Here is a 19,605-nt window from a genome sequence, read left to right as displayed (position 1 = left end):
TCGCAGGATGAAGCGGTGATTATGACAGTTTTAAGCCGCCGGATGGTTAGCGGGCGTTAGTGACTGTGACATTACCCCCAAGGATACTTCCGAATATGCCTGTATGCGACCGGAATGACAGCAAAGCATAGTAAATCGACCGCAAATTTTGGTACGATCAACTTCCGATCATCTTAACGAACATCCCGATATCGACAGAAACCGCCCGACCGGCAACTCCTGTTTCCACCAGGTCTCTTGCTGGACTTTCAGGGCCGCATTTTGCGGGGCTTTTTCTTCTTGCAGGAGTCCGGCGGCGAAAGCGGCGCGGCGGTCAATGGCCTTCCGCATCGGCCAATGGCCGAGCCATCCTGCAATCTGGAATATTGAAATGAAAAAGCGCGCGTCGCCGGCGTCGGCAATTAACGCGCAATGACCTCGACTTCACTGTCGACGCCGTTGACGACGTTGAAGGGGCGTTCGTAGACCTTGCCCTCGTTCTTGGCGATGGCGCGATATTCGCCTTCGGACAGGATGACGCGGGGAAATGCGCCGATCGATTCCTTGATGACGTCGCCGCCCGGCGTGATTACCGACCACGCGGTGTTGGCCAGCGCTTCGCCGCCCTTGTCGCCGACCAGTTTTAGCGTGATCACGGCTGCGCGGTGGGTAATGGTCACCTCGGTCAGCTTGCTGGCCTGCACGCGGATATCCGAGCGCACCACGGAATTGGCGTCGCCGTAATTGGAAACGATGTAGTAGGTCCCTTCCGGCAGCAGCACGAGATCGCCCGGAAAGACATTCGGCACCAGCGCCGCGCGTTCGCCGGTTTCGAACTGGCTACCCTTGAAGATCGAGAACGCAATCTGATTCGACGGAATCTTGCTGGTGCCGACCCGGCCCTCGATGCGCAGGCCGCCGGCCGGGAGCACGAAGGCCTCGCGGTCGGTCTCGGCTCTCACGGTCACCGGCCGAACCGCGCTCACAAGGCCCAGCGCGACATGAACCACATAGCTGCCGGGCGGAAGCACGATGTTGGGCGTCGCGCCGTGATCCTCACGAATCAGTTTGAACGCGCCGGTTTCGTCCGGCCGGTCCGCAAACACCCGCCACACCAGTCCGCTGCCGATGACCGGCAGATCCTTGCCGTAACGCGCCGTCAGGGAAAGCACCGCCTGGCCAGCCGTCGCCGTGCCCGGCGAAGCAACCGGCGGGATCGAGGCGATGGGTGGCTGCGTCAGCGGCGCCGGCAGGCTCGGAATCGACGCCGCAGGCCCGGATGGGGCCAGGTTCAATGCCGCATCCGGCGCTTCCGGAACCGCCCCGGGAGGGACCGGCGGCGGACTCTCGGTGAACATCTGCGCCGATCCGGCAGCCGGAATCAGCACAGCCAGCGCAGCCGCGAAAGCAAACGCCATCGCGGAGCGCCGGCCCGATCCGCCGATACCGTTACCCCCGAAAATCATGACAAATGCTTTTCACCGAAAACGCGGCAAATTCAAGCCGTCCAGCCGATTCACGCCGCTCGTCTGCCGGATGTGCGAAAAAGCACGCTACCCTCCGGGCCGCGTTCCAGTCACATTTCCTGCCTAACCCGGATCCCTGCCCAGGCCGGCCTGCACCACAGCATAAAACATGCGCGTGGTAGGGTTCTGGCAAGGACGGGCTATTACGAATAGGCTTGCCTTCAAGGAGAAGCGCAGTGCTGGAGAATCTGATCAGGCGCGGCCATGCGGCGGCGAATGGAAACGGAAAAATAGGGCTCGGCAGCGTCAGGCGGCCAGTGATCGGCCTTGCTTTGGGCGGCGGCGCGGCGCGCGGTTTTGCCCATATCGGTATCCTCAGAACGCTGCTTGCCCACGGCATCGTGCCCAATGTCGTGGTCGGAACTTCGATCGGCGCGGTGGTCGGCGGCGCCTATGCCGCGGGGCATCTCGATACGCTGGAGGAATGGGCGCGCGGCCTGCAACCGCGGAATATCCTCAGCTATCTCGACATTCGCCTCAACGGCTCAGGCCTGATCGGCGGCACCAAGCTGGCGGCCCAGCTCGAAGCCGCGATGGGCTCGACCCTGATCGAGGACATGCCGATCAAGTTCGCGACGGTGGCGACCGAAGTCCGCACCGGCCATGAGATCTGGCTGACCCGCGGCCGCATCGTCGACGCCATGCGCGCCTCCTATGCCCTGCCGGGAATATTCGCTCCGGTTCTGGTGGATGACCGCTGGCTCGTCGACGGCGCGCTGGTGAACCCGGTGCCGGTATCCGCGGCGCGCGCTTTCGGCGCTGAGATCGTGATCGCCGCCAATCTTTCCAGCGACGTGTTCGCCCACAGCACCACGATTTATGCCCACGGCACCGCCGAGGTCACGGTCGCGTCGACGCCCGAGGTGCTGGACCCTGCCCCGCCGCCGAAACGCGGATTCAGCAGGCTGTTCTCGCCCGAACGCACCGTGAAGCGCGAGTTTTTCGGCGGCGGCGGCCGGCCGGGCATCTCCACCGTCATGGTCGACGCCTTCAATATCATGCAGGACCGCATCACCCGCGCGCGTTTGGCCGGCGATCCGCCGGATCTCCTGATCTCGCCGCGCGTCGGCCAGATCGGCTGGTTCGATTTCCATCGCGCCGACGACCTGATCGCCCACGGCACGCGCGCCGCCGAGCGCGCCATCGATTCCATTCAAGAAGCGATCGATATTCTGGTGCCGGCACCGGCCAGGACAGCCGCGACGCCCGACAAGACCGAGAAAGAATAGATCAGGCGGTCTTGATGTAGTCGCGCAGCGCTTCCTGCTCGCGCTCATATTCCTGCACGCGCTGCTTGACGATGTCGCCGATCGAAATCAGGCCCACCACCCTGCCGTCCTCGACGACGGGCAGATGCCGGAACTTGCCGACCGTCATCATCTCCATGATCGCGCTGACGGTGTCCGATGGCTTGCAGCTGACCACCTTCCGCGTCATCACCGCGCTGACGGGTTGGTCGAGCACGCCGGCGCCGCATTCGCCGAGCACGCGCACGATATCGCGCTCCGACAGGATGCCTTCGATGCGCCCCTCCTTCATCACCAGCAGCGCGCCGATCTTTCGCTCGCCGAGCGTCCTGATCGCAACCGAGAGATTGACCTCCGGCCCGGCGCTCTGGATCTGATGGCCTTTGGAATCGAGAATTGCACGTACCGTCATTGCCGCCTCCCTGACACCGATCGCGCCCTTGAGCGAGCGCGGTCTTTGTTCATTCGAGTTTTCAATCAACAGTTCAGCGCCGGTTTCGTTGCAGGCGCATTCGGCAAACGCGGCGATCAGACGCCGCCTGTTTACGGGCTTGATGCCTAGCCTCGTAAGAGACCCGATGATGAATCAAATCGGGCTGTGCCGCAAGCGACCTTCAGTCGTGCGGCGATGCGTCCGGCCATGACGCATCTGCAGCATGGGGCGGCAGGTGCGGAACCGGATCGAACAGCGAAAACAAGAAAAGCCCTGCGAAGAACCCGCCGATATGCGCCTGCCAGGCGACGGTGGCGCCCTCCGTGCCGATCGCGATCGATCCGATGCCGAAGATGATGTTGACGCCGAACCAGACCGCGAGAAAACCCAGTACGCGGCCATTGCTCAGCGCACGCAGCAGCGACAACGCCGGCACCCGCGCTGCAGCATCGGCGTCGCCGCGGCTGAACGACAGGAAACTGCCCTGCACGAAAGCAAAGCGGATCGCGGCCGCCATCGCGCCGGACACCGACGCCGACGCGCCGATCATCGGCGCGATCCCATGCTCGTGGGTGACGAGATGCGCCAGCGCGCCGGCCGCGGCCGTCATCGCCATGAACAGATAGAACCGGAGCGCGCCGAAACGGCGCGCCAGCGCGCTGCCGAACGGCAACAGCCACAGCACGTTGAATCCGATGTGACTGAGATTGGCGTGCAGCAGCGAATAGGTCACGAAACTCCAGACCTTGGCGCCGGCACCGCCGGGAAACGCGACGTCAAGCAACGTCGAATCGTAACGCTTGGGAATGAAACCGAAGATCTGGATAATGAGGTCGTCGATATCGTCCGGCAGCAGCATCCGCACGCCGTGGATCACGGCAAGCAGCAAGATATAGGAGGTCAGGGCGCGCGGCAGCGTCAGCAGCGGCTCGCGCGGCTCAGGCAGCAATTCCGGCCGTGATTCAAACGGGGCTTCCGGTGGAGATTCCAAGGAGTCGAGCACCTTAGGCAACGGCTCAGACGAGCGACTGCGCCCCAATAGGCGGCTTGGCCGCGCTGTGCAAGTACACAACGCGCAAAGCCTTGTCCTGGAGACGAACCGGAGAAGAGGCGAACCGGTGAAAGAAAAACCTGGGAAGTTTTTCCTGATCTCCGACCGTACCGACGGAACCTGGGCCACGATCCGATCAGGCTTTAATCGGGTCGCGATCTCATTTCCTCATCCGGGCGTGATCTTTTCGGCCCCGCATTGTGATGGCGCGGCCGTCAGGGTCACGCAGCTAATGCATCGTCAGACCGCAGCACGGCTGACCGAGACGAGCGACCAACGTATGAAGCTGATGCAGCTCGGTCTCCAGGTGCTCGTTCACCAGCAGGAGGGCCTCAAGGGCGCCCCGCATGTCGCCCTCGCATGCCTCGATGATTTCCTCGATAGCGACCTCGGTACTTTTGGAACTCATTTGCGATACCCTGCCAACTACTAAATGCCGCGCCCGGACAGTATCCGTCGGCAATTAAGGCAGAATTCCGCATCTAATCGATGACCCACCAATTTCTTATGCCCTCATTCACAGTAAAAAATGAGGAGCCGCGCCGGCAAGGCGGGCACAGGGAAGGTCACCCCCCAAAGAGCCGAAGAAAAAGGGAGGGCCTGAGAAGCCCTCCCTTGTCCGTCCTGATCTTTTCCGCGCGGGGCGATATCCCCACCCCTCCCCGCGCGTCGACCAAACTGTTTGAACCAGCCCTGTTTTAATTCGTATCCGCAACAGCCCTGGAGAAAACCGCGGCGGCAACACGCGCACCTTACCCGTCTCGCGTGCGCTGCCAACCGCATAGTTAACTTAACCTTAACGGCTGAAAACCCCCGCCAGACCGGCAGAAGTCCGCCTATGGCATGGACGCTGCACCGCCCCTTGGGCAAAACGAACACGGGAATGCGCATGCGCGAAAGCGGGACAGATCTGTCCCGCCAAGCCCGGCGCAGGGGCGGGTCAGAGTATGAAACATCCTTCGAATCGCGAGTTTTTCGCATATTGGGACGGCAAGCGCGGCGGCGAGCGGGCGCCGGACCGCAGCGACATCGAACCCGGCGCGGTGCGCGAACTGCTCGGCGATATCTTCGTGCTGTCCTACAATGGCGATGCCGGCTATCCCTTTCGGGTTGCAGGAACGCGGGTTTGCGCCCTGGTCGGGCGCGACCTCAAGGATAAAAGCTTCTCCGCGCTGTTTGCCGCGGAAAGCCGCCAGGAGATCGAGGAAATCGTCGCCGTCGTCGCCGACGAACTGCTGGGCGCGGTCGCCGGCATCACCGCGACATCGCAGGATGGCACGCCGGCGCATCTGGAATTGCTGCTGCTGCCGTTCAGCACCCGCGCGCACACGCCGATCAGCCTGACCGGGCTGCTGGCGCCGTTCGGCGACATGCAAGGCGTGCTCTCCGAATTCAAGCTGACATCGTGGCGCTACCTCGCCCACCCGCCGCAGCGCTTCGTGCCCCGCGTGCTGAAGAAGCTCGCCATCGCGCGCGGCCTGATGGTGTATGAGGGACTGCGCTAGAGCATGATCCGGAAAAGTGGAAACCGGTTTTCCGAAAAGATCATGCTCAAATAAGGACCTAGAGCGGAATGACGATTCGAAGAAAAGTCGTCCCGCTCTAAGGCGCGGGATCTGAGGCCCGCCCGGCGATCCAGCGGGTGCGCCTGTGGCGAAAGCGGCCATCCCTTCCCGGACGCCAGAAATCCCGCCAGCGGGCTATGTCTTCAGGCTATTTCTTCTTGGCCCCTACCCTCGAAATGCTTTTTATCTCAAGCGGCGCCCGACCGGACTTTTCAGCGATTTCCCGATCCTGCTGCATGATATAATCACGTGCTGGCTCGTCCTTGTCCAACCCGTCGAGCAGCTCGGCCGGAACGCGCCGGTTGGAGCGTTGCGAACCATCCTCGTAGAGGACATTGAAAAAGGCGAATTCGCCTTTCGGATTTGTTCCGGGTTTTTTCGCCATGGCCAAGCTTTTGGCCGATACGTCCGACGATGTCAAAGCCAACTTATCCGTGATCCGGCGCTTCCATTGCGGGCGAATCGCTGCATCAAACCGGCATCGATATCGTCAATCGGCCGCTTCAACCGCGCTCAGGAAATCGATGTAGCGCCGAACATCTACGCGATCTCGTCCGTCCAGACTTTGAAGCTGACCAGCGTGTTCGGCCCGAAAGTTTGGGTAATCGGAACGTCCGCGGCATCGCGACCTTGAGCGATCAGGACACGGCCGATCCGCGGGATATTGTTGCGGGCATCGAAGGTGTACCATTTGTTGCCGATAAAGGCCTCGAACCATCCTGCGAAATCTCCCGCGGCATAGGGCGGAGGCATTCCGATATCACCGAGATAGCCGGTGCAATATCGCGCCGGAATGTTCATGCAACGGCAGAACGCGATGGCAAGATGGGCGTAGTCGCGGCAAACGCCTTTGCGTTCGTTGAACACTTCCCATGCCGTCATGGTCGCGCGCGCATATTCGTAACCAAACGCGATGTGGTTGTGAACGAAATCGCATATCGCCTGGACCCGCGCCCAACCCGGCGGCGTTTGCTGGAATAATTTCCATGCCGTGTCGGAGAGCCGGTCGGTCTCGCAGTAACGGCTGCCGAGCAGATAGACGATGGTCTCCGCCGGCAATTCCTCAATGGCGTGTTGTGCGGCCGAGGGAACAATCACATCGGGCAGACCGCTATCGCGCACCGTGCCGTCTGCCGAGAGCCGCATGCGGCCGGCCGGCGCGACCATCCGGCTGCACCAGTTGCCGAAGCCGTCGCGATACGCCGTGATCGGCACCGAAGGACTGGTGGTCAAATAATCCGGCACGATGATATCGGACGCCCGCGTGAAATGCGTGCCCAGCACTGCGATCAACGGAGTCGGTTGCGGGAAATCGTAAATCATCTCGAACCCGACACGAATCTTCATATGAAACACCCAATCCGGTCGGAGTCATCTGAGTCGGAGTCATCTAAGAAAGGCATGCCACCTTCACCGAGCCATATCGAAATGGCTTCGAAGCAAATCTTGAAATGAAGTTTGCAGGCATGACCAACAGCGCCGGCCGGTCGCGTGACCCATCCGACCCGATAATACAAAATCGTTCCGGCGCACTGCGAAGATGGCGACGAAGGCCGCATAGTACAAGGCGTGGCCGGGGTTATTCGCCCGCGGCCATCAATAATCCCGCAAGAAAGAGATAGCTAATTGGGTCGAAAGAGCGCAGGGTCAACATCATGCACAATTATGGCGCGGGGGCGGAGCTGTCTGCGAAAGGCAATCACGCATGACCATGCGCTCGCGACGGGAAACCATCACCTTCAAACACCCTTTCCAGATGCGGGGCATCGATCGACTGCTGCCCGCCGGGAATTATGAGGTCATCACGGATGAAGAGATGATCGAAGGACTTTCCTTCGCGTCATTCCGCCGTGTTGCGACCATGATTATGGTGCCTGGGGCCGCACCGCGCAGTTCAACGGTGGAGATGGTGTCGATCGGCTCGGTCGATCTGGCGGATGCGCAGCGGATCGACGCCAGCGCGCCCAATGACTGACAAACCGCTCGATCTCGACAAGCATCGCGGCGTGGCCGCTCAGAAAGCGACCGGCATCCGGCGTGCCCTGGCGGAGATCGAGAACAACGCAAGGGAGCTGCGGGATCGGCAGGCGATCCTCGAAAGCCAGCTTCTGTCGGCTTCAGCGGCCTCCTGGCCGGAGGCGGCAGCCAAGGCGCGTTACATCCTGAATTTATACGCCGCGGGACTGGCGCCGGACGACACCCATCATCGCGATCTCGTTGCGGCCGTACTTGAGGACTTTGCCCGGCTCTCCAACGAAACCTGAACCAATGGTTGTTCGCCGAACAACCGGGAAGCTCACCCTTTGCGCTCGATGAGGATCGACGCCGACCTGAAAGCAGATACTCCATGCAAAATCTTTCGCCACGCCATGTCAAAACCGAAGAATCCCTTCGGCTCGGTGTCATTTCAGGCTGGTACAGCACCAAGGTGAGCGGAACGTTCGTTTCGGGGCCACATGATTCCGAAGCCGATTGCCTGCGCAAGATCGCAGAGATCGACCCGCCGCCGCCAAAAGACGCAAAACGCAAGCGCGCCGTATAACGGATCCGACAGGCCAAGGACGTCTCGCGCGATCGAGACGTCCCGCTCTCGAAGAAAAGCAGCCTCCCTGAAGGAGTCGATCAAATGGCACTTACACGCGGTAGCTTTCTCGGCTACGAATTCGACCGAATGGTCATCTTGTTTTCGATGGTCGACGGCCAGCGAGAGGTACGGTGTGCGATCTCCACCTCCGCCATGGATGATCTGGAAAACCTGACGCGAACCAAGGCAGACGAGCGCGAGGCTCAGTTCATGCGACTGCGCGATCGGATTGAAAATTGCGCCGCCAACAAATTCCAGGCGAAGGAATTCGAAGGCACGCCTCCGGGCATCATCTTGCGCGGCATCGATTTTCGCAAGAGCACCTGAGCCTTATTGGTTCTGATTGAATCAGAACCGGCTCTCATATTTTTTGACGCATTTTCTTCGCGCGAACCGCAAGCCACTTCGCTTGAAAACGCGATAGAACTCCGCGCCATTGCTAGTCCCGTCGCGCCCGCGGGAATCCCTTTTCGCAGATTGTTTAAACACTGCGCCGGGGATCAAATACGCCAGCCATCGCTATTTCTTTTTCCCGGAGGACAAGCCCGGCTGCCATCCGGAAGCCTTCTGGCTTGGCGCGGCTGCAATTGTCTTGATCTTCTCTTTTTTGGGCTTCTTGGCTTCCCGATTACCTTTTTGCTCGCCTTTGGCCATGATGATCTCCGTTGGTTTGGTGATGATGAAATCGTTGAATCAGGGCGTCACATCGCGGCTCGACCGCCCGAACGCACAGCGCCGGAAACAAGCTTCTCTGCGCGACACAAGAACCTGCATGTCGAGACTGTGCGCTCATTGTCTCCGAATAGCTACGGATTAGTTGGCGCGCATTTCGGCTATCCCAGACGTGGAAACCGTCGAAGCTTTTTCGGTTCGCCCGGTCGGGCGTTACGCGTCCGATATCTATCTTGTTTGAGCATGATCTCCGCGCAAACGCGTTCCGCGTTTGCCGCGAGGGAAAACCGGTGCCCACTTTTCCGGATCATGCTCTAGCTTTTTGACAGGACGCTTTCCTCGCCGCTGATGGCGCGGTCCAGCGCGTCGATCAGCCCTTGAATCTCGATGAATTTGTTGCGCGCCCGCTCCGCCTTGTCCCGGTCAAAAGGAGCCGCCAGCACCTTCGCATGCACATCCCTGTCTTCGATCATACGCTCGCGGGCTTTCTTCAGCGTCTCAAGTCGCTCGCTCATGGAGGCTCCATTGCTTGAAGGGCGTGTGGCAAATGATCCGGTCATTCGCCTTCCCATGTGTAGACGAATCCGATGGCGTTGAGCGCCTTTTTAAGGGACGCTCTGCGACCTCTCGTCCCGCTGCGCTTGACGAGCGTCTGCCTCAGATCATTACCGGTTCCGATTAGATCGGTTGAATTCCCGCGAACTTGACCACCCTGGCCCACTTCGCGGTCTCCTCCGCGACGAGTTGCGCCATCGCCGATGGCGGGCCTCCGATCACCGCGCCGCCGAAATCGGATAGCCGAGCCTTGAACGCCGGGTCCGCGAGCACCGCGTTGGTTTCCGCGTTGAGCCTGTCAATGATCGCGGCGGGCGTCTTGTTCGGCGCGCCGATGCCGTACCAGGTGCTCATCTCGTAGCCCGGCACGAAATCGGCCATCACGGGAACCTCGGGCAGCGCCTCCGAGCGGGTCGCGCCGGTCACCGCGAGCGCACGCAACCTGCCGCTTTTGACATACCCGATTGACGAAGACAGGCTCCCGAACACGACCTGAAGCTGACCGGCCAGCAAGTCGGTGATCGCAAGCGCCTCGCCGCGATAGGGCACATGCACCAGATTGACGCCGGCCATCATCTTGAACAACTCGCCCGCCATGTGGACCGGCCCGCCATTGCCGCCGGAGCCCATGTTGACAGTGCCCGGATTGGCCCTGGCATAGGCGATGAACGCCGTGACGGAACTGGCGGCCGGGAATGAAGGATTGATCAGCATGACGTTGGGCGCGCGGAGAAGCGCCGCGACCGGCGCGATGTCGCGGATGAAATCGAAATTGAGCCTGTTGTAGAGCGAGACGTTGACCGTGTTGGCGGTGTTCGCCAGCAGCAGGGTGTAACCATCTGCCGGCGCATTCACCACCGCCTCGGTGGCAATGTTGCTGCCGGCCCCGGTGCGGTTCTCGACCACGAAGGACTGACCGAACCGCTCGGACAGCCACTGGCCCGTCAAGCGCGCGACAACATCCGTTCCGCCGCCGGCGGCGAAGCCGACCACCACGCGAACCGGCCGCGACGGATAGGTTCCCGCGCGCGCTACGCGCGAGGCTGCTGAAAGCACCGCGGCACCGGCCCCGAGACACAGAAAGTGACGGCGCTGCACCTTCATGACGACGCCCTCGAAATTGCGAAAGACTATCCCACGCTCTTCTCTTCCTGCGGAACAGGTCTACACGGTCATCGATGATCTCTGATCCATGGACGTTCCCTCTTTTGCTTTTTTGGCTTTTGCTTTTCCTGTTGCCGTTCACGACGGATCCCCGGCGGCGGCAAAGACGGCGCGATCTTAATTCACGCCGCGCGCGCTAACCACCCATTAACCCTGTCGGCCGTAGGGTCTTGAACGACGGCCGAAGGCCGGCTGTCGGGTGGCGATGATGGCGTTAACGCACAAGAAATCTATCCTTCCGGCCGCCGAGGAGCGACGACGCTTTCAACGCGTGAAGGTTCACCTGCTCGGCCGTTACATGCTGCCGGACCGCCGCGAATTTCCCTGCCAGATCGTCAATATGTCGCCGGGCGGACTGGCGCTGCTGGCGCCGGGGATCGGCAATGTCGGTGATCGCGTGATCGCCTATCTCGACCATATCGGCCGGGTCGAGGGCAGGATCACCCGCATCATCGACAACGGCTTTGCCATGACCATCGGCGCCACCGCGCGCAAGCGCGACAAGCTGGCGGCGCAGCTGACCTGGCTCGCCAACCGCGACATCCTCAACTTGCCGGAAGATCGCCGCCACGATCGCATCATACCGCGCAACCCGATCGCGGTGCTGACGCTCGAGGACGGCACCAAGATGACCTGTCGGGTCATCGACATGTCGCTGTCCGGCGCGGCCATTGCCGCAGAGAACCGCCCGCCGCTGAAATCCATCGTGATGCTCGGCCGGGTCCAGTCCCGGGTGGTGCGCAATCTCGAGGAAGGCTTCGCCCTCGAGTTCCTGCACGAGCAGCTCGTCGAAACGCTCGAAGACAGCGTTACCGCGCGGTAAAGCGCGAAAGACCCCACCTTCCCCTTTGAGCGGTTTTCGAGGCGGCCTTCCCGGCGCTCCATGCCGCCTTTGCACCCTCCGGCATGTGCCGCGGCCGGTTAACGGCGCCGGCTGCGATCGCCCAAAGCGCTGCGCTGGCACTGCAGCGCGGGTTAATGCATAAATTTTGAATCAATTGCAGTTATTTCAAATTTTACGCAAATTATATTCAAGTATAGATCGAATTCGCCGCAGCTTTTACTTTCATTCGCGTCAAATGTACTTGCTTGATTTAGCGGCGGCGCAAAACCTTTGTGCGAAACGTGGTCCCAACAAGAAACGGGGGCCACAATGTTTGGTTTCAGGGGACAGGGGACAGGGTTGGCGATCGTCGCCGTCCTGTTGGCAATGAGCACGTCGGCGCGAGCCGGCGGTGAACGGGTTCTATATGCGAGCATTGGCGACACCACGCGCGCGCCGATCGGTTGGGTCGAATTCTGCGGCGACAACCCCGGGGAATGTCCGCGCGGCACGTCGCAACCACGCGATATCGTGATGTCGCAGACGGCATGGCGGGATCTGGTGCGGGTCAATCGCTGGGTCAACGAGACCGTCAAGCCGATGACCGACATGGAGCATTGGGGCGTGGTCGAGAAATGGTCGTTGCCGACGGACGGTTACGGCGACTGTGAGGACTACGTGCTGCTGAAACGCAAGATGTTGATCGACGCCGGCTGGCCGCGCGAAGCGCTGCTGATCACGGTGGTGCGCGACAGGAACGACGAAGGTCACGCGGTACTGACGGTGAAGACGGACAAGGGCGAGTACATCCTCGACAACCAGAACGAAAACGTCGTGGCCTGGACCGAGACCGGCTACCACTTCATCAAACGCCAGTCGCAGAGCGATCCGAATGCGTGGGTTGCGCTTGGCGACAGCCATCCTGCGGTCGCTACCGCCAGCGCCCGCTGACGAAAGAACAGGAAAGAACAGGACGGAACACGCGACCCGGTCACATCCCCACCCCTCCCCGTCCCAGACCGGATCGCGCGCGGCCGAGCCTCCCCCAAGGCTCGGCCGCACCTTTTTTAACTGGAGCTCTTAACTGAAGCGTTTTTGAGCGAAGTGGATACCGGTTCGCGCGAAGAAACGCGTCAAAACAAGAAGCTCGAGCTTCGGTTCTGATTCGATCAGAACCCATCATGCTCTAATGTTATTGGGCACTTCGGTGCCCAAGCGGAACGGGTCCGCGCCTGGTTTGACCTGATCTGCATCACCATCGGGCCTGCAGGGACCGCCTTCGGGCGGTCTTTCTGTTTCGGCGGCGTGTTCGTATAAGCGGCCGATGGAAAAGCTGTTACTTATCGCAGCGCTCGCATGCCAACCGGGCGAACGCACCCTCGATTTGGCTGGCAAGGTCCCGCGCGGCCTAAAACATATGGATGTCGTCGTTTCCGTGGAGCCGTACTACACGCGTCTGTATCTCTATCCGCTTGGATATCCCGACCAATTCCAACAATGCTGCAGTGGTAAACCGACCTCGGTCCTGACGGTGCCGATCGGGAATGGCCAGTTTTGTGTCCGGCAAAGTCAACCGCAGATGAAATGGCACGTCCGACTCATTCTGCGACCTGATGTCGAGATGTGATGTCCGCCCTGTTCTTCCGCCGCCAAGTCCTTAACCGCTGTTTTTCCAAAACACCGAGATATCCCCAGCCGATCTAAAGCCCGCGGAAGTTCATTCCGCGCCGCCGGAACTTTCGCGGCGCGCCGCGCTTTTAGTTCCATGATCGATCTCCATCCGGACGCAAGGGCGAACGGCTTGGCGCCGGCCGGAGCGCAACCGATCGCTCTCGCCGCGGTTGCGCTCGGAATCGTGGTGGCCGGCGCCGCATCGATCGTGCTGTGGCGCGCCTATACCGGCCAATCGCCCGAACAGGACCGCTCCGCCATGGCCGCCCGCCAGATCGAGGCCCGCACAATTCAGGTGTCCGAGCAACTTGTCGAGAAAACCACGGCCCTCGGTCAGTCGCAGCAGGATTCGATCGATCAATTGCAAGTGCTTCAGGATCAAGTGCAGACCGTAAAGCACCTGCTGGCGGAGCAGCAGAACGACTCCAAGCGGTTGTCGGATCAGGTTGGAAGCCTGACTGCGGCCATCGAGAACCTCAAGCAGTCGTTTGCGAGCGCCCAAGCCGCCGAGACGCCCAGCCAGCCTTCCGTTCAACAGGCAGCGAGCCGGCCAAAACCCCACACGGCCAGAGCCGCGCCGCGAACCAGAACCGTGCCAAGAACCGCGCAGGGGCATGGTAAATCAAAAAGCTGATGGCCAAAACAACGGCCTGCGGGACAGACGGTCTGGTCGCCTCGCTTCAAGAGCCATTCGGCTTTTTTGGACCGTTTGTGAAATGGATCACATCCGTCCGGATGGGAACCGGGCATGATGTTTGGACCGGGTGGCGCAAGCCGATTTTAATATCCGGGCAGGGCAAGGCCGACCAGGCGTCAATATTCCGCCGGCGGCCTTGTTTTTTCCAGGCTCTCTTCAGATCCGTCTTTCGGAAACCCCTGCGCTCGAAAACGCTTCAGTCGGAATCCATCCTGTACTCGTGAACGCTCGCCATATCGGCATGCGACACGACAAACTGCCGGGACGCCCGGTCCGGCAGATTGCCGTCCGAAATGCAGTTCAGGACCCGGACGAACGTATTGACGAGATCGACGGTCCCCAGCGTATCCTTCGAACAGGCCGCGGGCACGCGAAGCGCGTTCAAGGCGCCGAATCTTTCCTTTAGATCCAATTGGTCCCAGGCATCGAACGGCTTGTGGAACTGGCCGCGAAACGCCGTGCCGTGATCGGACTGAACTACGACGATCGCCTGGGGGTCTTTTTGCACAACGGCCTTCAGAAGCACCATCGCCTCGTTGTTCACGCAAATCAGCTGATCCACGAATGCGGATTTTTCCGTTGCATCCCATTCCACCAGATTGGGCGGGACAAGCCTGTCCGAGCAGTCGCGCCTGAACCGCACTGGCGGATGCGGCGCCAGAATGTGGGCATACAGGAAGAAGGGCGCACCATGTTCGGATACCCTGGAAAGGTCGTCGGTCAGGTCATGAACCGCGCCCCTCATGAAGGGCGAGGTTTCCCCGGACCGCTCAAGCAACGTCATCAGATCGATGACCGGCGTTCTCGACAGAATGGCGAGGTTGAACTCGTCGAGCGGAATCGCGCTATCGTCGGACTGGACATTCCCCTTGATGCAAATGGAACCTTCGATCGGGCATCGGGTCAGATTGTCATATCCGTTCTCGAAATGAACATAGCGATAGCCCAGCGCTCGCACGGTATTGACGACAACGTTCTGGCCGCGAACGTCGCGGTATAATTCAGCAAGCGGCGGCAGCCTGGCCGAGGTCCCGGCACCGCTGACCAGAAACCCCATCGAAGTCGTGCTTGATATCGAAAAGATCGTCTCCGGATAACTTGCGAGTGCGCGGTCATAGACGGTGAAGTCGAGCGCTTTCAGGCCCTCCACGAAAGACCCGTTGTCGAAATCAAAGAATTGCTGAAGAACGTCCTGGCGTGGATAGCCGTCCAGTACAATCCAGTACACATTGGGATCGCGGCGCGCCACCAAGGCAAGCGCTTTAGGATCGTTCACGACGACCGGATGCGAACGTGCATCGATCAGGCTGATCGCAGCGGGTACGATGTAGACGATCCCGACCAGTGCCATGGTCGGCAGCAACACCGCACTCCCTGACAAGACGCCCACCAGCACGGCCGCCAGCACGATCGCAACCACCCAGCAGCCGATCGCGAATGGCACGAGATTATGGCCACCGACCAGGGCCCTTATCTCATCGTGGGAGAGCAGCAGTTTTATCTCATCGTAAGAAAACGCCATGAAGGATATGGCGGCTGCGATCAGAAATATCCTGGCGATCGGAAACGACCGAAAAACCACCTTGGCCGCCAGCGAGATCGCGACCGCGACCGCAAGCACCACAAAATACCAATGAAGGACGCGCGACGGCCCATCGAGGCTGTCGAGATTTATCCGGTAAAAATTGAGAAAGGCGACGCCCGAGAACAGCGCCAGCATGACAACGGACAGCAGCAGATCGAATGCCTTACGCATGCGAGGCGCTTTTCGCGTAGATGTAGAGTGTCCGGCCCGATGAGGAGATCACTTCCTTTTTCTCGATGGCCGCGCGTTTCGTCAGTTCGCCTTCGAATTCGGCCTGCGAGTAGTGATCGAAGATGTCCGGCCGGATGCTTAGCATGCGCTGGATCGTCGGATCTTCCTTCGGCACGAACTCCACAACACCGCAATCCGCCAAGCCGGTCATCCAGTCCATCAGCATGGGAAGCGGAACATTGTGAGCGATCGCGATATGGTGCTCGATCGCCAATGCCAGGAGGGCGTTCGGCTTGCCCCGCGACGTCAGGCCGGATCGCTCTTTCTGATTCCATCCCTGGTCCGGGCTGGGGTTGCACGCATCCATCAAAAGCGGCAGGAATTTAAGGTTGCCCTGAACCGCGCGCCGGATGGCAAGATTGAGCGCGCCGTGATCGCTGTCGAAGCCGACGACATATTGCGCGCCGGCCCGCAGAGCCGTCTCGCTGTAAAGGCCGGTGTTGCAGCCGACATCCCAGACGGTTTGCGGCCGCAGGCGCTGGACGAAATCCGACACGAAGGCCTGTTTGCGCCTGCCCTCTTCCGGCAGATAGGAATTTTCGATCTCATAGCTGCTCCAGGCCGTCTGTTCCCTTGCAAAGGGATCGCGCATACCCGCGATCCATGACCTGAGATTGCGCAAGATGAATTGAAAGGCACTCATCGGCAATTTTCGTTGCTTTGCCGCCACGGCTTTTGAAGGATCGTATCGCGCTGACCGTTGCAGCCGGACCGGAATCAAAACCTCCGACCAGATTCGCCACGACAATTTGTGCTTCGGGCGGAGCGCGCGCGCGAGATCGCCGGACGGAATCCCCTCGAGCGAGCCGCGATACCAGGCGTTGAACGGAATCTTCAGCAGCGAGGTGAACAAAAGCGGATTGAGAAATTGTTCGCAGAACTGGCGCTGGCCAAACCAGAACTGGCCTTCGCTGTACGACACCAGCGACAGCGGATCGATGAAGATCGGCTTGGCGCCGATGAATTGGACGTTGTAGGCGCTGGCATCAGTCAGCGTGAAGCCGGAGTCGAGCGCCAGCAGATGAAGGTCCAGATGAAACAGCGCCGCGCGCTTCAGGAGCTCGAACGGCCACTCATAGGGGTAGGATATGAAATCGATCGGCCGGTGCTCTAGGACGCGTTGCGACAACCCCTGGACGGCCGGCTCCGAAGACACGTCGGTCGGCACAAGCCATTTATTCGCGACCAGCTCGGCCAGGAAGCCGGACGATTTCAGCCATTCAAACGAGCTGAACGCATCCTCCCGCAATATCCTGAAGATCCTGTCGCCATAATGCGCAACGTAGCCTGACGGATCGCGAAACGATCCATGGTCACGCACGATCATCATCAGCCAAGCACTTTGTAGGTCTTGAACCAGGCCTGCATCTGCTTCCGCGCATCCCCGGCCGCTTCCTTGCGATAGCTCGCGCGGTAATTGGCATGGAAGCCGTGCGGGGCGCCTGGATAGATCTTGAATTCGGCATTGTTGGCCTTTGCGAGCACCGCTTTCAACGCCTCGACGGCCGCAACGGGAATGCCCGCTTTCGTCAGTCCAATCACATCGGATGTCGAGAGTTCGGCGCCCATTGCGGCTTCCTTGATGTCGTTTCCTTGGAGGCCGTTTCGGCAGGTTTGCTGCAAGACGCCTTCAGCAAAGTCGCTTCGTTGGGCGCAAATCACCACGAGCAAACGACGCGGCTAGTTCTTGAACAAACGCCTCCGGCGCGCCGGTCGCTACGCGTGCCCCCATAAGAAGAGAACGTCTCAATCCAGCACCGAAATCAAATTAAATAAAGTTCATCTCTGAAGATGAAAAGCTTCATTGACGGTGTGCGTCGCAGCACTGATAGTCCGCGAGATGAACAAAAAAACAAAATACGTCTTGCTGTGTTTCGGGCTCTTGAATTTTACGATTGCAGGCGTGACGGATGCCGCCGCCTATCTGGATCCTGGAACCGGAAGCATTATTTTTCAGGGCATTATCGCGGTTGTGGCTTCCGGTGTAGCCATTTTTGTTACGGCCTGGAAAAGTGTGCTGCAATTTTTCAACGGATTCTTCAACGGCAATACCAAGAAACAATCCGACAAAGAGTAATCGACGCTTAGCGTTTTCGAACGAAAGCCTGCCGGGACTTGGAAAGCGGACTGGATTCCGTTTCGCGTGAAGAAAATGCATCAGAACAATAATCTAATCTAGAGGAAGGACTGCAATTCCGAAGCACGGAATATTGCAGTCCCTCTTCAGGCCGGCGCCTGCTCAGTCGCAGATTTCGACGGGCCTGATCCGCCAGCCACGCGGCGTATGGACGCGTCGCCGAACGACGTAGCAGCCGCCGCCATCGTAACCATCGTCGTAATACGGAGAGCCGTAATAGCCATACGGTCCATAGAGTCCGTAGCCCAACGCCGCACCCGCTCCGAGCGCGCCAAGACCCCAGCCCCAACCGCGGCCACCGCGCCAGCCGCCGCCATGCCAGCCACCGAAGCCGCCATGAAAGCCTCCTCCATGGAAGCCACCGCGGGCCAGCGCGGCATCTGGCGCTATCACGCCGATCGAGGCGATCGCGGCCAGCACGAAAAAGGTCTTACGCAACATTATCGTCCCTCCATGGGTCATCAGATACGAACTTCCGAGATCGTGATGCTCGGAGCCGGGACAATGTCGCAAATTCAATGCGTTTCGAGGAAATAAAATCGCTCAATTCTGCGCGACCGAATGCAGTGGATTGCTATCCCGTTGCAAGGGTTAACAACCGCTGCAACGCCGCAATGCGATTTGCTTCGTCGCCGACACTGATTGTAATGCCTGTTGTCGTGCGACGGCCTGCAGGCAGACACCAATCCCTCGCCGGAACGATTTTCCTCGATGGCGATTGGATGAACGTCCTTATCTCTTGCGGGGAATCGGAGCGAGGCATGCGTAAGCTGATCGCATTCGACGACGACACGTTCGACAAGCTGAAGCAGCTTGGACACGACCGCATGGCGACGCTTCAGGAATTGGCCGATGAAGCCTTTGCCGATCTTTTGAAGAAGCACGGCATTCCCGTCGACCTCAAGGACGCGCTGCGCAAGAGCGCGGCGCTTCCAAAAGAAGGGGCTCGCGCCAAAACGGGATTCACCCATTCACGAAAGTCGGGCTCTTGAAACAAGAGCTTCGGTTCTGATTCCAGTAGACACCAAGAGCCTCTAGCTAGCCGATCTTCTTCAGGCCGTTTTTGAAACGGGGCCCGTTCGACTGATAGGACTTCGCAGCACTTCCCATCGCTTCGACCTGCGCGGGCTCGAGCGTGCGGATCACCCGCGCCGGCGCGCCGATGATCAGGGAGTGTTCGGGAAACTGCTTTCCCTCGGTAATGACGGAGCCCGCGCCGACGATGGAGCCGCGGCCGATTCTGGCGCCGTTCATCACGATCGAGCCCATCCCGACCAACGCGCCCTCTTCGAGCGTGCAGCCGTGCAGGATGACGTTGTGACCGACCGTGCAATTCCTTCCGATCGTCAGCGGAAAGCCGCGATCGGTGTGGCAGGTCGAATTGTCCTGCACATTGGCGCCTTCACCGACCTCGATCCATTCATTGTCGCCGCGCAACACCGCGCCGAACCAGACACTGGCGGCATTCAGCAGGCGCACCTTGCCGATCACGGCCGCCGTTTCAGCGATAAAATAGTTTCCGTCCGCGGGAAGGTCAGGCCCCTGCCCGTCAAGTTCGTAGATCGCCATGCTCTGTCAATCTCCTGTTTCGAGAAGACCTTGGCATGGCGACAGCAATGATTTCAAGGAAGGCCCGCCTGCGACCGGACTTCAGGCCGGACAAACCGCATCAGGTAGGGCTGAAG

The 19,605-nt window shown here is 60.1% G+C and carries 25 protein-coding genes and 1 pseudogene; 12 read left to right on the top strand and 14 right to left on the bottom strand.

Annotated features, from left to right (window positions below):
• Positions 1–401: 401 nt before the first annotated feature.
• Complete coding sequence (locus tag HB630_RS05050) at positions 402–1,445, bottom strand: hypothetical protein (RefSeq protein WP_213770447.1); 1,044 nt, start codon at positions 1,443–1,445, stop codon at positions 402–404.
• Positions 1,446–1,681: 236 nt separating this feature from the next.
• Between HB630_RS05050 and HB630_RS05045 the strand changes: the two genes are divergently transcribed.
• Positions 1,682–2,734: a patatin-like phospholipase family protein gene (locus tag HB630_RS05045; RefSeq protein WP_213770444.1), complete on the top strand. Its 1,053-nt coding sequence runs from the start codon at positions 1,682–1,684 to the stop codon at positions 2,732–2,734.
• A 1-nt stretch (position 2,735) separates the two neighbouring features.
• Here the strand turns inward: HB630_RS05045 and HB630_RS05040 are convergent, their stop codons facing one another.
• From HB630_RS05040 to HB630_RS28275, 3 genes are all read right to left on the bottom strand, one after another.
• Positions 2,736–3,164: a CBS domain-containing protein gene (locus HB630_RS05040; protein ID WP_213770443.1), complete on the bottom strand. Its 429-nt coding sequence runs from the start codon at positions 3,162–3,164 to the stop codon at positions 2,736–2,738.
• Between the two features lie 202 nt (positions 3,165–3,366).
• On the bottom strand, positions 3,367–4,176 hold the full coding sequence (locus HB630_RS05035) for a rhomboid family intramembrane serine protease (RefSeq protein ID WP_213770442.1): 810 nt from the start codon (positions 4,174–4,176) through the stop codon (positions 3,367–3,369).
• Between the two features lie 289 nt (positions 4,177–4,465).
• A complete protein-coding gene (locus HB630_RS28275) occupies positions 4,466–4,645 on the bottom strand; it encodes a hypothetical protein (protein ID WP_249780638.1) in 180 nt (59 codons plus the stop codon).
• 538 nt (positions 4,646–5,183) lie between these two features.
• On the opposite strand from HB630_RS28275, the gene HB630_RS05025 reads away from it, so the two are divergent.
• Complete coding sequence (locus tag HB630_RS05025; protein WP_213770440.1) at positions 5,184–5,741, top strand: PAS domain-containing protein; 558 nt, start codon at positions 5,184–5,186, stop codon at positions 5,739–5,741.
• A gap of 208 nt (positions 5,742–5,949) precedes the next feature.
• Here the strand turns inward: HB630_RS05025 and HB630_RS05020 are convergent, their stop codons facing one another.
• Together HB630_RS05020 and HB630_RS05015 are read right to left on the bottom strand one after the other, a co-directional pair.
• On the bottom strand, positions 5,950–6,186 hold the full coding sequence (locus tag HB630_RS05020; RefSeq protein WP_213770439.1) for a hypothetical protein: 237 nt from the start codon (positions 6,184–6,186) through the stop codon (positions 5,950–5,952).
• 155 nt (positions 6,187–6,341) lie between these two features.
• A complete protein-coding gene (locus HB630_RS05015) occupies positions 6,342–7,148 on the bottom strand; it encodes a transglutaminase family protein (RefSeq protein ID WP_213770438.1) in 807 nt (268 codons plus the stop codon).
• A gap of 358 nt (positions 7,149–7,506) precedes the next feature.
• Between HB630_RS05015 and HB630_RS05010 the strand changes: the two genes are divergently transcribed.
• From HB630_RS05010 to HB630_RS04995, 4 genes are all read left to right on the top strand, one after another.
• The gene (locus HB630_RS05010) at positions 7,507–7,776 is read left to right on the top strand and encodes a hypothetical protein (protein ID WP_213770436.1); all 270 of its coding nucleotides are present in this window, start codon (positions 7,507–7,509) and stop codon (positions 7,774–7,776) included.
• Positions 7,769–8,065, top strand: coding sequence for a hypothetical protein (locus HB630_RS05005; RefSeq protein WP_213770434.1), 297 nt, complete (start codon positions 7,769–7,771; stop codon positions 8,063–8,065). Before HB630_RS05010 ends, HB630_RS05005 begins: the two co-directional genes overlap by 8 nt.
• Positions 8,066–8,148: 83 nt before the next feature.
• Entirely contained in the window at positions 8,149–8,343 is a 195-nt protein-coding gene (locus HB630_RS05000; protein WP_213770763.1) for a hypothetical protein, read from the top strand.
• Positions 8,344–8,427: 84 nt separating this feature from the next.
• Positions 8,428–8,712 (top strand): DUF1488 family protein, encoded by a 285-nt coding sequence (locus HB630_RS04995; RefSeq protein WP_213770431.1) that lies wholly within the window; start codon positions 8,428–8,430, stop codon positions 8,710–8,712.
• A 192-nt stretch (positions 8,713–8,904) separates the two neighbouring features.
• On the opposite strand, the gene HB630_RS28605 is transcribed toward HB630_RS04995, so the two are convergent.
• The 3 genes from HB630_RS28605 to HB630_RS04985 form a co-directional block, all read right to left on the bottom strand.
• A complete protein-coding gene (locus tag HB630_RS28605) occupies positions 8,905–9,039 on the bottom strand; it encodes a hypothetical protein (protein ID WP_276571581.1) in 135 nt (44 codons plus the stop codon).
• Between the two features lie 332 nt (positions 9,040–9,371).
• The gene (locus HB630_RS04990; RefSeq protein ID WP_213770762.1) at positions 9,372–9,572 is read right to left on the bottom strand and encodes a hypothetical protein; all 201 of its coding nucleotides are present in this window, start codon (positions 9,570–9,572) and stop codon (positions 9,372–9,374) included.
• 163 nt (positions 9,573–9,735) lie between these two features.
• Positions 9,736–10,716 (bottom strand): tripartite tricarboxylate transporter substrate binding protein, encoded by a 981-nt coding sequence (locus HB630_RS04985; RefSeq protein ID WP_213770429.1) that lies wholly within the window; start codon positions 10,714–10,716, stop codon positions 9,736–9,738.
• A 268-nt stretch (positions 10,717–10,984) separates the two neighbouring features.
• Here HB630_RS04985 and HB630_RS04980 point away from each other — a divergent pair, with 268 nt between their 5' ends.
• The 4 genes from HB630_RS04980 (at position 10,985) to HB630_RS04965 (ending at position 13,904) form a co-directional block, all read left to right on the top strand.
• Entirely contained in the window at positions 10,985–11,599 is a 615-nt protein-coding gene (locus HB630_RS04980; protein ID WP_213770428.1) for a PilZ domain-containing protein, read from the top strand.
• A gap of 330 nt (positions 11,600–11,929) precedes the next feature.
• The gene (locus HB630_RS04975; protein ID WP_213770427.1) at positions 11,930–12,550 is read left to right on the top strand and encodes a transglutaminase-like cysteine peptidase; all 621 of its coding nucleotides are present in this window, start codon (positions 11,930–11,932) and stop codon (positions 12,548–12,550) included.
• Between the two features lie 373 nt (positions 12,551–12,923).
• Entirely contained in the window at positions 12,924–13,226 is a 303-nt protein-coding gene (locus HB630_RS04970; protein WP_213770426.1) for a hypothetical protein, read from the top strand.
• A gap of 231 nt (positions 13,227–13,457) precedes the next feature.
• Positions 13,458–13,904 carry a hypothetical protein gene (locus HB630_RS04965; RefSeq protein WP_346656031.1) on the top strand — a complete coding sequence of 149 codons (447 nt, stop codon included), beginning with the start codon at positions 13,458–13,460 and terminating at the stop codon, positions 13,902–13,904.
• Positions 13,905–14,163: 259 nt separating this feature from the next.
• Here HB630_RS04965 and HB630_RS04960 read toward each other — a convergent pair whose 3' ends face one another.
• The 3 genes and pseudogenes from HB630_RS04960 to HB630_RS04950 all read right to left on the bottom strand — a co-directional run.
• Positions 14,164–15,723, bottom strand: a complete 1,560-nt coding sequence (locus tag HB630_RS04960; RefSeq protein ID WP_213770424.1) for a sulfatase-like hydrolase/transferase — start codon at positions 15,721–15,723, stop codon at positions 14,164–14,166.
• Positions 15,716–17,113, bottom strand: a complete 1,398-nt coding sequence (locus tag HB630_RS04955; RefSeq protein ID WP_249780637.1) for a class I SAM-dependent methyltransferase — start codon at positions 17,111–17,113, stop codon at positions 15,716–15,718. Before HB630_RS04955 ends, HB630_RS04960 begins: the two co-directional genes overlap by 8 nt.
• Positions 17,113–17,304 (bottom strand): annotated as a pseudogene (locus HB630_RS04950) (dienelactone hydrolase family protein); the annotation flags it as partial. The pseudogene HB630_RS04950 and the gene HB630_RS04955, both read right to left, overlap by 1 nt.
• Before the next feature lie 319 nt (positions 17,305–17,623).
• Here HB630_RS04950 and HB630_RS04945 point away from each other — a divergent pair.
• The gene (locus HB630_RS04945; RefSeq protein ID WP_213770421.1) at positions 17,624–17,860 is read left to right on the top strand and encodes a hypothetical protein; all 237 of its coding nucleotides are present in this window, start codon (positions 17,624–17,626) and stop codon (positions 17,858–17,860) included.
• Positions 17,861–18,022: 162 nt separating this feature from the next.
• On the opposite strand, the gene HB630_RS04940 is transcribed toward HB630_RS04945, so the two are convergent.
• Entirely contained in the window at positions 18,023–18,361 is a 339-nt protein-coding gene (locus HB630_RS04940) for a hypothetical protein (RefSeq protein ID WP_213770420.1), read from the bottom strand.
• A gap of 320 nt (positions 18,362–18,681) precedes the next feature.
• Between HB630_RS04940 and HB630_RS04935 the strand changes: the two genes are divergently transcribed.
• The gene (locus HB630_RS04935; RefSeq protein ID WP_213770419.1) at positions 18,682–18,912 is read left to right on the top strand and encodes a hypothetical protein; all 231 of its coding nucleotides are present in this window, start codon (positions 18,682–18,684) and stop codon (positions 18,910–18,912) included.
• Between the two features lie 46 nt (positions 18,913–18,958).
• On the opposite strand, the gene HB630_RS04930 is transcribed toward HB630_RS04935, so the two are convergent.
• Entirely contained in the window at positions 18,959–19,489 is a 531-nt protein-coding gene (locus tag HB630_RS04930) for a gamma carbonic anhydrase family protein (protein ID WP_213770418.1), read from the bottom strand.
• Between the last annotated feature and the right edge of the window lie 116 nt (positions 19,490–19,605).

The organism is Bradyrhizobium sp. dw_78 (genome assembly GCF_018449525.1).
Taxonomy (GTDB): Bacteria; Pseudomonadota; Alphaproteobacteria; order Rhizobiales; family Xanthobacteraceae; genus Bradyrhizobium.
The sequence above is the reverse complement of the archived record's forward strand: the minus strand, read 5'-3'. Positions and strand labels throughout refer to the sequence as shown.